Here is a 13,995-nt window from a genome sequence, read left to right as displayed (position 1 = left end):
TGCGTATGTGATGATAGGTGGGCAAATTGCTTATTTCGGTTTCTTTGCCATTATTACAGCTGATAACCCTGGGAGCTTAATCGCCGCAGCCATATATTATATTCCGTTCTTACCCATATGGTTATTGATATCATTCATTGTTGCTCTTTGTACTCCGAAGCGATGAGGTGCATAGTCGGAGTCAGACACTTCTATGTATTGTTAACAGTAGATCAGATAGCTTTTTAAGCTCTATACAACAATTAATGCTTGAATAACTAGCTTGCTCTGGTTATAGATAGTAGCGAGCTTGATTGCACTCTACAATAAGTCCCCGAACATACAGCTTTATTTCGAGTGAAATAGCGTTTCCGTTGGGAAGCATTCATCCGATTATTTCGTCCTTCTACAGCGGCATTTGTCCATCGGCATCGATGGTTGTTCATAATTTCGTGCCTCCAGTTTCGTATCATTCGCAAACTAGCTACTATTGCGGCCATTCCCTCATCGCACGAGAAATCGAACGCGGAAGCCTCAGAGCAGTATACGAAGCCCGGTCGGCTCAACACGCTTATCGTTGCCGCAGCATCTAGTGCTTCTGTCGGCAACGATAAGCCTTAACTTGCAAATGAGAGCTGACCGAGAAGCTGGTTCAGGTTCGCAAGCGTGCAACCTTCGGCCACTGGGAGCTGGATACCGTTGTCTCTAGCCGTGGTGAAAGCAAAGCTTGTGTAGGCACTTTTATTGAGCGTAAGACTCGGCACTACTTAGCCATGAGTATGCCCGATCGTAACGCCTATCGATGGAGGTTGCCTTTGGTGTTGTTGCTAGCCAGTATCCTTAAGCCGCCTTTCCAACCGCTACCGTAGATCGCGGGAAAGAGTTTGCTAGCTATGCCAACCTTGAGAACTCTCATAAATCTAAAGTTTATTTTGTAGATCCGTATTCTCTTGGCAACGAGGCTATCTCTCTCATTAATAATCGTCCACGTAGATGTCTAGGCTGGATGTCTGCTCACGAAGCGTTCATGAATGAACTGTCGTACTTAGCTTGACAATCCGTCAAATAAATAAATCCCAGGAATTCACCGTTTCCTGATCAGTTGAGATGGACTCACTTTCTGAATTTGAACAAGGATATCAAATGTTTTACCTAATGGTACATCAACAGTCGTTGGGAAATCTGGACCTACCGTTGTTACTCCGGCAAAAATGGTATGTTGCTCGTTTAGCCAAGTTTTTGTCACTCCGTTTGCCTTACGTAAATCAACAAAAAACTGGTCGTAATTGACTTGTCCAAACGTATAGTTATAGCTATTCGGGTCATCAAATTTTAATGTTCCAAAGGGCCCATATTCATGGTTACTGTTATAAACATTGTAACGTCCCTCATAGACAGATGTTCCAATGGATACATACCGTTTTCCATAATGTTCTGCTAAATGCTGCCCCGCTACTTTAGGGTATACGAAAGGGATCATATTTGTTTTCGAAACATGTCCATTATGGGCCCACACGATTGTTTTTCCTACATGTTCTTCTGTCCACTTCGCATTTTCATACATGGCAATATCATGTTTCAAATAAAAGTCTTTCGGGTCATCAGGATATGAAGCTGCCATTGTTGTAAATTGCTCGATAATACGAGCATTTTGTTTGATCCATGCGAACTCTTGGGATTTTCCATTCAGTTTACTTTTATTTTGTTCTAATAAAGTACTGATTTGTTTCGCATCTGAAATATATTGCTCTTTATTTTCTTTCTTAAGGCCGCCAAAGGTATCTATATCCTTTGTTACAGGAATAAGGCCTTCCATCTTTTTTTCGAAACGAGTTACAAGTTTGGGATTATGTTTCTTTACATACTCTATGATATTGTTATAAACATTCTCGTTTACTGCTTGTATATCCATCCCGATGATCCGTATTTTTGATTTATGCTTTGGATCAGCATTATATTGGCGTATCCATTGAAGCAGATCTATGATTTCTTTAGTGTTAAATACAGGACTTAGATATTGGCTTGGGTCCCCTTTACCCGTAAGAACATAGCGATCGAGTCCCAATGCTCTGTCCCATCCCTCTTCTAACACTAAGGCCTTAAAGCCCATTTCAGCTGTCAAATAATTAACAATGCGATGCTTCATGGTAAAAACTTCATGAGCCCCATGGGTCGCTTCGCCTAAACCAACAATTGTAGCTGATCCGATCATATCCTTAAGCGGACTCAAATCATGAATAGGTGCTGTTGGATCCGTTGTCTTTAATGGCATTGCATGCTCTTCTAACCATTTTATCTGTTGAGCCATTTGATTTGTGTTGTAGGAACCTGTAACAGAAACTTCTGCTTTCGAAGTTGCATAAGTACTTCCTGTAAAACTAGTTAGAGTGATAATAGAGGCAGCAATTGCGATGCCCATCTTCTTTTTCATAAAATCCTCCTGAAATATTTTATAAGTTGGTTTGTTAAGATAAATATATTCTAGTTCCTAAAAGTCTCTTTTTTCTTACTAGGTTCTTAAGTAAACCTTAAGATGCTTATGTATATACAAAAAACAAAGCAGCTGCAATCCTTATAGTTGAAGGAATATCTATTCAACCTCTTAAATCTGCTGTAAAGAAATCGGCTCCTACGTTTGTGCAGCAGCAGTTCAGGCATATCCATCTCACGAGGAATACATAAAGAGAGCTTTCCTCAGAAAGTAGAAGATTCTACTTTTGGGAAAGCCCTTTTTTATTGCGTGTGCTGCTTATCCTATCCTTATCGCTAAATTATCTGCTTAATCGTATTAATGCGGCAAGTCGTTGGATACAACGGATTGCAGGGTGCGGTTTCTGTCTGCGTTCAGTTCCCAGAACATTGCGCCGCGTAATCCTTTGGTTTTGATGAATTCATTTTTCAAATGAATGGATTGCTCGTCATCATACGAAATAAAGACTTTCGTAGACGGATTGTAGAGGAATGGGGTCTGCGTCACATTGTTCCAGTAGCGGGTATAGCCTTGGCCAGCAACCGTGTATTTGCCTGTGGAATCAGCGGACAGCAGGCCGGTGTTCTGCATGTGGGCGAAGTCATACGTCGAGCCGCTGGAACCGCCAGTGGCTTCACCGCTGCAGCTTTGGTACAATCCGTTGTTATTTGGACCTGCGTTGCATCCTTTCCAGCCATAGCCATAGAATGGTTCGCCTACGGTTATTTTATTGGCAGGAATGCCTTTATTCAAATAGTTGGTTACGGTGGAATTGATATTGAATTGGCTGCTGCCGTTTGTGTTGGCGGGGTCGTTATACAATGGCGATCCGATGCCGCTTGTCGCATCCCATGGGCCATAGTAGTCGTAGGTCATAATGTTGATCCAGTCCAAGTACTGTGCAGCGTTGGATAGCCAGTTGTTGGTGCCGCCTGCATCGGCAAGGAAGCTGGAGTTCGCGCTGGAAGCGATCGTAATGTAGTAGCGCTTGCCGTCTTGTTGTCCGGCTTTATCAAGAGCTTGGCGAAGGGTCTGCAGCAGCAAGATGTAGTTGGCTTTGTCGGCTGTACGTTGGCAAGTCTGACCCGATGCGCAAGGTACGCCAATGCTGTTCGGATATTCCCAGTCGATGTCGATGCCATCGAATTGATATTGACGCAGGAAATTGACGGCGGAAGTGGCGAAGTTGCCTCTTGTGACAGGGTCATTCGCGGTGTTGGAGAATTGGTTGGACCACGTCCATCCGCCGACGGAGGCGAATAATTTCAGATTCGGGTTGGTGTTCTTCAGCTGTCTGATCGTAACCAATTGGTTGTATCCGCCATCAGCTGTACCGTCTGTAAATGAATCTCCAATTACGATGGAACCGTTCGGTGCATTATTTGGAGTGCCATTGCCGTTTTGGCAGGTCCATGTGTTTGGATTTGGATTATCGGGGCTCTTCGAAGGATTGCCATGTTTGCCGTTCCAGCAAATATCAAGGAATGCATAGTTGATGACCGTTACTTTTGTTGCGTCAACATTGGCAGGCGTGAAGGACGGCGTATCGTAAGCAGCCCAGCTTGGGAAGTAGCCGATAATCTCATATTGGCTTGATGGTTGGGAACGAGTTGTAACGGTGAGCGCATTACTGGCGGCGGACACATTGCCCGCAGCATCTTTTGCTTTCACAGTAAAGGTGTAAGCAGTGTTGGCAGTTAAGCCTGTAACAGTGTAGGAAGTAGTTGTCGAAGAACCTGTCAGCGACGTGCCATTATAAATATCGTATCCGGTGACGCCGATGTTGTCTGTCGAAGCGATCCAGCTTAAGGATACGGAGTTCGTCGTTACGGTAGATGCTGTTAAGTTGGCAGGCGCTGTTGGTGGCTCCGTGTCTATAATAACAGCGCTTGTCGTGACATTGACAGGTGAGCTGGCAGCGGATACGTTGCCGGCGGCATCTTTCGCAGTGACCGTGAACGTATAGGCAGTGCTGGCATTCAAGCCTGTAACGGTATAGGAAGTAGTTGTCGAAGAACCGGCGAGTATGGAGCCGTTGTACACATCATAACCTGTGACCCCAACATTATCCGTTGAAGCCGTCCAGTTCAATGTAACCGAGTTGCTGGTCACGTTGGAGGCGGTTACATTAGCAGGTACTGTCGGAGGTTGGGTATCCGGAACAATTGCCAATGTCGTTGCGTTTATAGGCGAACTGGCGGGGGAAATGTTGCCGGCTGCGTCTTTAGCTTTAACGGTGAAGGTATAGGTGGTATTTGGCGTTAAGCCTGAAGCGGTGAAGGAAGTTGTCGCAGTCGAGCCTACAAGTGTCGTTCCGTTATAGACGTCATAGCCTGTAACACCGACATTGTCGGTAGATGCCGTCCACCCAAGGGTGATGGATACGGTTGTGATATTGCTGGCTACAACATTTGTTGGAGCAGTCGGCGGCTCTGTGTCGGTAGGAGCTAATTGTTTGCTCCACAGTGCAGGAACGTTTGGCGGTTCCCATCCGACAAGAGAGGTATGTCCTTGTACACATTGGTAGGTATCGGTTCCATAGGTGACGAGGTCTCCTGTTTTATAGGCTGTATTCGGTGCCCATGGTGAAGCGGCGAAGGCAGTCAATGGTACAGCTGTGAATACCAAGATGAAGACAAAAAACAAGATCGCACTAACTTTTTTGACCTTTCTCATTCTTAATCACACTCCGTTTCATATTGGGTTAGGTTCGCCAGACCTGAGGAATACAGCAAACATCTCCTTTCACTAACAAATCTATGTAATCGCATTCAAATTTCTTAGAACGATAGATGGATGCTAGGTGGATCAGAATGCGAAATTACAAGCCAGGGCGGGATTGTGAAGCTCAAATTAAGGCGGTATCTAAGACAAACAATAGAAACGGCATAGTCTTGTATGTGATGAAGTTAGTGAAGTGAGATGAAGGCGTTATTCATCCTAAGAATCCATGTGTTATAAAGCGGAGGAAGAGGCGGAATAAAGCGAATCGCTTTAACAATTTGCAGTCATCGTTTGACGTGTTGCTTGAAATTTGGTAGTCATAAATACTGTGCCAAATCGAGGGAGATCACATTTATAGATTTTCCAGATAAACGTTTTAACACGAAAATAAATATATGCACGAGGCAAAGCGAGTATGAACGTTATGATGCCGAATGAAGCACGGGCTAGGGAAGGCCTATTTTTTTGATTTCCATTATGAGGATGGTGTAAGAAGCAGCTGCCTTATATAATAGAAATGGGAGCAGATAGAAGAAAGATTAGGCATGCGGACTTAATTATGGATACGTTTTGCAAGCTTCCTCGTAGTAGTAAAGTAGTGAATGTAGTGTATATCTTCATATTAATACAAACAGTTGATATAGGGAAGTAGAAACGATCCCTTTCGATGTGTATGGCTCCATACTATTATTGTCGGAGGTACTGCAGAATATGGCGATTATTGATGTAATTAAATATGATGGTTCACCTGATGTATTTGCATGGAAGTTTCCCAATCATGAGCTGGCAACGTGGTCGCAGCTTATCGTAAATGAGTCTCAGGAAGCGATTTTGTTCAAGGGCGGGCAAGCGCTCGATAGCTTCACAGCGGGCAGGCATACGCTTAGCACGGCGAATATTCCGATATTGAATCATATTGTTAACTTGCCGTTCGGAGGGGACTCTCCGTTCACTGCGGAAGTATGGTATGTCAATAAGGTTCATTCTCTGAATGTAAAATGGGGTACGCGTACACCGCTTCAGTTGCAGGATCCTAAGTATCAGTTGTTCGTGAAGGTGCGTTCCTTCGGGCAGTTCGGCATTCAGATCGAAGATGCGCGCAAGTTCTTGGGCAAGCTTGTAGGCACACTGCCTGTATTCAATCAAGATACGCTGACCGAACATTTCCGCGGCGTGCTCATGATGAATATTCACCAGCTGATTTCTTCCTACTTCGTGCATCGCAAGATTAGTATATTAGAGATCAATGCCTACATATCGGATATTTCCAAGCATATTCAAGAGCTGGTTGCACCGGTGTTCGAGGAGTATGGCATTCGTTTGCTTAATTTCTATGTAGACTCTGTCAATACGCCGGAGGATGATCCGGCTACGATACGACTGCGGGAAGCACTGGCGAAGCGGGCTGAAATGAATATTATCGGATTCACCTATCAGCAAGAGCGTACATTCGATACGCTTGGAGAAGTCGCTAAGAATGATAGTGGAGTCAAGTCAGATCTGATGGGTGCAGGTATTGGGCTTGGCATGGGATATGGGGTTGGCGGTGCCGTAGGCGGCGTCATGACGCAGATGGCAGGCGAGCTTCGAGTTGATGCGCATGACAAGGTATGTCCGAAGTGCAATCGTGGCAATCAGCGAGATGCCTCTTTCTGCACAGGTTGTGGTACATCGCTGGCTGTAAGTGGCGACACGGAGAAGCCGGTTGAGGTGAAATGTCAGGCATGTGGCGAGCAGATGCCGCGTACGAACAAGTTCTGTCCACACTGCGGGGATCCGGATTATACATGCCCAGAATGTGGGGCTGATAATCCACTGGATCAAGGAGCTTGTATCGAATGCGGACAAGCGATGCCTGTTCCATGCCGTCATTGCGGTGAGTCGGTGTCTAGCAAGTCCAAGTTCTGCCCGCACTGCGGCGAGGTGACGACGCTTACTTGCAGCGGGTGCAACAGCGAGGTTAAACCGGGGCAAAAATTCTGCGTGGAATGCGGCAATAAGCTGGTATAGGGGGAGAATATCATGAAGTGGGCATCACGGTTCAAGTGGATTACATCAGCGATATTTCTCATTCTAGGAGCTGTAACGGTTGGATTATTCTTTGGCCTGAGCGAGGAGGCATCTCGTGGCTTCTCATGGTGGCTGTCCTTCGGCTCGCTCATGATGGCAGGGGTGATCAGTTATCTATTCTGCATGAGTATGCTCGTCCATCTGTCCAAGCACAAAGATGAGGTTCCTATGAATTTATCAATGGGAGCCATCGCCTTCATTTACAATATTGCAGTTCTTGTACATATTGTGCTGTTTTGGCTCGTCCTGGATGTATCCGAGAAGCTGTACATGTGGATTCACATCATCACCTTTGCATTAGCGTTCATTTTGGCGCTCCTCATTGGCCTCACGCGATTATCTGTTGGCCGCTTGCAGAAGGATGAGAGTAATCGAATGCAATTTAAGAAGCGACTTCAGCTTGTCTTGCATGGAGCACGACTGGAATTGGAAGGCTGGGAGCATGCAGAGCGTGATGTGCTGCTGGAACAGATGGGCAAGCTGGAGGAGCAGGTGAAATATAGCGATCCGCTATCAGTACCGGCTATGGTGCTGGAGGAAGGACAGATCATGGATCAGGCCGCTCGTCTGGAGGAAGGTGTACGATCTATGGTGCATGATCGTAATACGGTATACAGCGCTGATGAACTGCGAGACATGATCCGGCAGTTGTCTAACGGAATGAAGCTGCGCAATGAGCAGTTGGCAAGTTTAAAATAGCAGTGGCGATGAATAGATTCCAGGGGTAGACAACGATATATAAAACATGAATATATGCTCAATAGTTAAATATTTAAATAGATAGAAAGGTGAACTGAACTCCATGGGTGGTTTATTACGCACAATAGGAAGAGTGCTGCTCTTTTTGCAAGTTGCTTTTATTTTTGGCTTTTTCGTAAGCTTATCCCGTGTTACTCCTGCTGATGATCCGGTAGGGAAGCTAGGATTCTCTGTATTTGTATTCGGGATTCCAGGGCTCATGTCGTTCATCGGTGGCAAGTATTTGAAGAAACGCAAGGAAACACGGAAGATGATGCGGGAGCAGAATCTGATTCCGGCGCGCGATTCGTTAAGAGTGAGCGACTTGCTTCGATTCATCGGTTATATCATATTGTTCGGCATCGAGTGGAAGTTTCTCAGTGTATTGGCGGAGTGGCCTGTGCCTAAGTCTCAATTAACGACAATCTATGGCGTAGGGCTATTCTTCTTCATCCTCGGTATCTTCATGCTCTGGCGGGCTTCTCGAATCGATGCGAAGGCAGATGCGTTGTACATGCAGCAGCAAACAGAGAACATGAACCCCTCAGACGAAGATAACGAAGACGATGAAGAAGAGAATGAGGATGGGGATGACGAACCGTTACATAGTCGTGCTGCTGCAGAGGTGGCTGCCAGTGCGCCATTGCTTCCGAAGATGGTCAGCTGTCCGGGATGCGGCGCTCAGACCGAGGTACCTCCTCGATCTACTGCTTCTTGCGACTATTGCGGATCTGCGGTTCCGTATGAGTAAGCACAGCAAATTGCTGGGCGATAATTCTTGCTGTGCAGAAATCAGAGAAACCCGGGGTTGTTGACCGAAATAAGCTCAACAGAGCTATAGATGATTTTAGTAGAATTCAGGAGGAATGGGAGACATATAATGAAGAAAGGCTCTTTTTTCAAGGTAGTAGGCGGAATCTTTTTATTTTTCCAAATCAGCTTTATCCTCTCGTTCTTTCTTAACTTGTCACAGCTTCACGAGATCGAGGATTGGTTCGGGAAATTGTTGTATTCTGTATTCGTATTCGGCATTCCAGGAATTTGTCTGTTCCGCAAGGGCAAGCAGCGAAGGACAAAAGCCGAAATAGAGCTGCAGCTTCGTCAGCGGGGCATTTTACTCCCTGGCAAAAAGCTATGGAGGGCCAGCAATTTCATGCGAGGCTTGGGCTGGATGATGATGTTATTCGTAGAGCTTGTGTTGCTGGGAAATATGATGATCTGGTCGGATATGCAGGAAGAAGTAGAGATGCTGTTTGTTTTTGTATTATTACTGGGTGTTCCGGGTGCTCTTCTCGTGTGGGCAAGCACGAAGATAGATCGCAGTGCAGATGAAAAAGCTATGGTAGAACAGTATCGGGTACAATTGGGGAATGAGATGACCGATCTCGCTGAATGGGACGATAACTTTAAACCTTACGAACGTGCGGCCTCAGCTGCTGCCAACAAGCCGATGCTCCCAAAAGTAGTCGACTGCACGGGTTGTGGTGCCCAGATAAAGGTGCAGCCTGATTCTGTAGCAGCATGTGAGTATTGTGGCTCCATGATGGCATACGATGCAGTGTAATATTATGGAGCTACTATGATTCAGAAATGATGGTACAATGAATGGGTTCATTTTATAAATAGGTGGGATATCCTTGGAGATGTCGTTACGCAAAGCGCGGATATGCAAGACACCGCTGCTTTTTATTTTGCTTTCATTTCTGTGCATCATTCTTTTTTACATGTGTGGCGTCTTCATGGGGTACAGCCCAGATATGCTTATTCAAGTCCCATTCATTATGGCAGGTTATACGGCTTTTGTATTTATTTTGGCCTATTTAGCATATCGGCATTTGCAAGAGGAACGGGCATTTATCCTTTTTATCGCATGCTTAGCCTTCTGTATCCGGTTTATGTGGGTGCTTGTCGTTGATACGAAGCCGATGTCTGATTTTCAAATCATGTACGATGCCGCAGTGAAAATGTCGGTAGGGGATTTCTCGTATAAGTACAGCGATTATTTCCAGGCATGGACCTATCAATTAGGCTTCACGATGTATCAGGCGCTGATGATTAAGATATTCGGCACAAGTTTGCTGCCCTTGAAAATCATAAATGCACTCTGGTGCGCAGGCATTACGGTGCTGGTATATAAAATTGGACGGAATCTATTTCATGAATTTGCGGCGAAGTTCGCTGGCATCACTTACTGCTTCTTCATTCCCAGCATTGTAATGAGCTCGGTATTGACGAATCAGCATTTGGCGACGTTTCTGTTCTATCTCGGTTTTTACTTTTTGCTCCAAAAACGAACGCCCAAATGGAAAGTAAGCATGGTAATAGCGGTGCTGCTGTCACTTGGCAATCTCATACGTCCATTGGGCATTGTGATCCTATTAAGTATCCTGTTTTATGCGGTGATTTATTTAATCGTACTGAAGAAGGAGTCCATCAAAAAAGTGATCGGCTTCCTTGTTATTTTCATGACGACCTATTTTGCTGTCTTCTACCTGGTTAGCTTCATTGCGGTAGGAACGGGAATCTCGAATACGACATTAGAGAACCATGATCCGATGTGGAAATTTGTATTGGGCTTCAATCGTGAGACAGAGGGGGCCTATTCGGAAGAGGACTTTAAAACAGTGTCGCAATATCCGTTAGGAGAAGAGCGAACGCGTATTGAGAAGGAAATGGTGTGGGAGCGCCTGTCCAATGTTGGAGAGCTGTCGAATCTCTTCCTAAGTAAAATTCGGCTTATGTGGGGCGAGGTTGATGCGTTATTTTGGAGCCTGAATACGAACAGCGTGAGCAGTCTATTCGGTTTGATTCATACGTATTCGTATGTCAGTTACTTTGTCATTATCTTACTGCTGTTCTTAGCCGTCGATCTTCTTATTCTGCGCAGGGATACCGAACATAAATATCTGTTCCTCATTCTATTAATTCTCGGCTATATGGGTGTGCATCTGTTCATTGAAGTGCAGCAGCGGTACCGATACTTCATTATGCCATCGATGATTATCATTGAAGGGTATGGCGCTTATGCGCTCGTTGTCGTCATGTCCCAGTGGAAGGAGCGCATCCCATTCCGCCGACTGCTGCGACTGCGCGTGAAGGATGCACGACAAGAAGTCGCCGAGGAAGCGTGACCTTGCTTTTTTTTAAACCAAACTTAAACGTGAGCCATCCTTGACCTTAACCTTCTCGATTTATGCTGTTTATGTAAGACAACAAAGACATAATCAGAAGGTGAAACAATGATAGGATGGAAGAGAGCACTCATTATGGGGGCGGCAGTCTGCATGATTGCCTGCACCTCAATCGCCAACAGCGCAGCAGCAAGCAGCATTGACTCTGGTGAGGCGGACATGGCAAGCAGCCATGCATGGAAGCAGTGGGTCAAGGAGCATGCGAAGCCGGTTGCCATTCATGATGAGAGCCATGGAAAGGAACAGGAAACGAAGGAACGATTTCAGGATCTTCAGTTTCTGAAGCCGTTATTGCAGCATAAGCGAATGGTCAGTTTAGGAGAAGCGTCACATGGCGCATCGGAATATAATTCAGCGAAGGTTCGGCTGGTTCAGTTTTTGCACGAACAGCTCGGGTACGATGTACTCGCGTTTGAATCGAATCTGGGCGAGACATCAGCCGCGTTTGCGGAGATAGGCAAGCGTACGCCTATAGACATGATGAAGAGTTCGATCTTTGGCGTATGGCAGGTGGAGGAGAACTTGCCATTATTCGAGTATATCGCGCAGCAGAGCAAGACGGCACGGCCGCTTATTTTGACAGGGATTGATGTACAGGGTACTACGGAACCGTTCATTGCATTTGTGGAGAAATGGTTCGCCCAAGTCGACAAGAGCAAAGCGGTATCGTTCGCGCAAACGGAACGATGGTATTTGAAGGTGCATGCCTACAAGGATATGGAGCAATTCAAGCGGGAGCAATCGCTGCTGATTGCGAAGTATCAAGTATTCCAGACGTTCGTGAAGGAGAACAAGACGAAGCTGCAGGCTGTTCACCCTGAGCATCCAGAGCTCGTTCCCATTATGGAGCGTGTGCTGCAGAATCGCATCGATATGCTGGAGACGTACTGTGAACGAATGGTGAAGCTATTCGCAGGGATTGAGCCAGAGCGACAGATGAAGGAAGCCAGCTATATTCGGGATGAACAAATGGCGAGCAATACGGCATGGCTTGCCGAGCGCCTGTATCCCGATAAGAAGATCATCGTATGGGGGCATAATTACCATGTTCGAAAGCATAATTCGACGATGGTAACCGAGCATAATGGCTTCGGCTTCGACAATCACCCTTATCCAACAATGGGGGAGATGCTGCCATTCTCGCTGCGGAAGGACAATTATGTGATCGGATTGTATGCCTATCAAGGAAGCTCCAGCAAGAATAGCAAGGATACCGAGCGCATCACGCTGCCGCATAATGAAGGAAGCATAGAAGCGCTGCTTAGAGCAGGAGGCCACCCTAATCAGTTCTTGGATCTCACACAGGCCAAGCTTGAACCCGGTACATCATGGATGTTCACTCCCCGTATTGCTAAAGCGTGGGGCGTACTTGAGGAGACGATGGTCGTTCGGGATCAGTATGATGGTCTATTGTTCGTGGACACGATCCATCCGTCACGGCGGATTGCACAATAATATAGGTTAAATAGGGCTGCATACGGGATGCAGCTCTTTTTTGTGTATGCTGGAGGAGGATTCCCGCCTGCTAATTTCGCCTTATCAATTGCACATTCGGTATCGCCTGTTTGGTCAATCATGATATGATAGAAGAGAATGGTTTCCAGGCTAACCCAGATTGGATTGGGAACGGGATCAGAGTGGAAGAGGAGGGGAAACCGATGATGCTCGAGCGTCGAGAGTTGCAGCAGAAGCCCATGCCACAGGATGTCCAATTTTATCGCGCTGAGAGCGAGATCGGAACACCGCTGCCTTTTAAAATATATCGTTGGAACCATGCGGGTGGCAGCATACGTGATCATACGCATGACTATTTTCAAATCTGGTATGTCGTGAAAGGCGAGTTCATGCATACGATCAATAATCACACGTATCGGATGGTGAAGGGCAATATTTTTGTAATCCCACCATACGCCGTTCATCGGGTTACATTAGTGGCCGGTCAAGGAATTGACATTATTGGACTTGAGTTTCTCCCGCATTTTATTGACGAGCAGTATCAACCGCATAATGGAAGCAGAGGGAGGTTCGACTACTCCTATCTGGAACAGTTCATGCTGGATGAGGAACATGTGACCCCGAAGGTGGCATTGTCGGGAGCGACTGATCTTGAGGTATCGAAGATTCTGAATGATATGCTGGACGAATATCAGCAGGCTAATCGTTATTACGAACTGGTACTTAAGGCGGATCTGCTGAAGCTGATGACGATGCTTGTGCGAGAGATGGATCGACAGCGCAATTCCGATGACGTGGATGAACGATTGGGCAAATTCAAGGAATTGATGACGGCCGCGATTCATTACATTCATGAGCATTATAATGAAGAGCTGCGCCTAGAGATGATCTGCCGCAAGTTTAATATTTCGAAGACATACTTCTGTGATTTATTTAAACGGTTTACCGGTAAGACATATAATGATTACTTGGTCGATATTCGGATTCACAAGGCGGCCGCGATGCTGCTTGATACTGATATGTCGGTAACGGATATATGCTTCCAAGTGGGCTTTAATGATGTTCCGTACTTTTCCCGAGTTTTTAAGCGCAAGACGGGGGTTACGCCAAGTCATTTCAAAAAGAACGCCTTGTCCGTGTGGCAGCATAGCTAGATGAACTCAGGAGATGTCTATGGCAGGCTCAAACTGTAACCTCTTGCCTTCCGTAGATGAGGGACCAGCATGTAAGGAGAGAAATAGCTCCAAGTGAGTAATGAGCAGTTATTGCCGCATCGTATGCAGAGATATTGATAGCGAAAATAAAAAAAGATCGGATCCAGCGCATCAGAGACATCTGACTGCTGAAACCCGATCTTTTTTACGTTGT

Annotated in this window: 10 protein-coding genes and 1 pseudogene; 8 read left to right on the top strand and 3 right to left on the bottom strand. The window is 45.9% G+C overall.

What is annotated here, in order from left to right; genetic code table 11:
- Nucleotides 1-257: 257 nt before the first annotated feature.
- The gene (locus BBG47_RS31205; protein WP_368072438.1) at nt 258-425 is read right to left on the bottom strand and encodes a hypothetical protein; all 168 of its coding nucleotides are present in this window, start codon (nt 423-425) and stop codon (nt 258-260) included.
- A gap of 207 nt (nt 426-632) precedes the next feature.
- Here BBG47_RS31205 and BBG47_RS31390 point away from each other — a divergent pair.
- A pseudogene (locus BBG47_RS31390) lies at nt 633-1,033 on the top strand (IS30 family transposase); the annotation flags it as partial.
- Nucleotides 1,034-1,063: 30 nt separating this feature from the next.
- Here BBG47_RS31390 and BBG47_RS08260 read toward each other — a convergent pair.
- A complete protein-coding gene (locus BBG47_RS08260; protein WP_065291341.1) occupies nt 1,064-2,410 on the bottom strand; it encodes an erythromycin esterase family protein in 1,347 nt (448 codons plus the stop codon).
- Between the two features lie 357 nt (nt 2,411-2,767).
- Nucleotides 2,768-5,125, bottom strand: coding sequence for a glycosyl hydrolase family 18 protein (locus BBG47_RS08255; RefSeq protein ID WP_083189155.1), 2,358 nt, complete (start codon nt 5,123-5,125; stop codon nt 2,768-2,770).
- Nucleotides 5,126-5,884: 759 nt separating this feature from the next.
- Between BBG47_RS08255 and BBG47_RS08250 the strand changes: the two genes are divergently transcribed.
- The 7 genes from BBG47_RS08250 to BBG47_RS08220 all read left to right on the top strand — a co-directional run bounded on the left by BBG47_RS08250 (nt 5,885) and on the right by BBG47_RS08220 (nt 13,781).
- Nucleotides 5,885-7,183: an SPFH domain-containing protein gene (locus BBG47_RS08250; RefSeq protein WP_065291340.1), complete on the top strand. Its 1,299-nt coding sequence runs from the start codon at nt 5,885-5,887 to the stop codon at nt 7,181-7,183.
- Nucleotides 7,184-7,195: 12 nt separating this feature from the next.
- A complete protein-coding gene (locus BBG47_RS08245; RefSeq protein ID WP_065291339.1) occupies nt 7,196-7,942 on the top strand; it encodes a hypothetical protein in 747 nt (248 codons plus the stop codon).
- Between the two features lie 103 nt (nt 7,943-8,045).
- Nucleotides 8,046-8,732, top strand: coding sequence for a TFIIB-type zinc ribbon-containing protein (locus BBG47_RS08240; protein ID WP_065291338.1), 687 nt, complete (start codon nt 8,046-8,048; stop codon nt 8,730-8,732).
- Between the two features lie 129 nt (nt 8,733-8,861).
- Nucleotides 8,862-9,545, top strand: a complete 684-nt coding sequence (locus tag BBG47_RS08235; RefSeq protein ID WP_065291337.1) for a hypothetical protein — start codon at nt 8,862-8,864, stop codon at nt 9,543-9,545.
- 79 nt (nt 9,546-9,624) lie between these two features.
- Nucleotides 9,625-11,112 (top strand): ArnT family glycosyltransferase, encoded by a 1,488-nt coding sequence (locus BBG47_RS08230; protein ID WP_254659785.1) that lies wholly within the window; start codon nt 9,625-9,627, stop codon nt 11,110-11,112.
- 108 nt (nt 11,113-11,220) lie between these two features.
- Nucleotides 11,221-12,627 (top strand): erythromycin esterase family protein, encoded by a 1,407-nt coding sequence (locus BBG47_RS08225; protein WP_065291335.1) that lies wholly within the window; start codon nt 11,221-11,223, stop codon nt 12,625-12,627.
- 203 nt (nt 12,628-12,830) lie between these two features.
- On the top strand, nt 12,831-13,781 hold the full coding sequence (locus BBG47_RS08220) for a helix-turn-helix transcriptional regulator (RefSeq protein WP_021255396.1): 951 nt from the start codon (nt 12,831-12,833) through the stop codon (nt 13,779-13,781).
- The last annotated feature ends 214 nt before the right edge of the window (nt 13,782-13,995 follow it).

This window comes from Paenibacillus sp. KS1 (assembly GCF_001680695.1).
Lineage (GTDB): Bacteria > Bacillota > Bacilli > Paenibacillales > Paenibacillaceae > Paenibacillus_B > Paenibacillus_B suaedae.
Note: the sequence above shows the minus strand (reverse complement) of the source record. Positions and strands in the feature narration are given on the sequence as shown.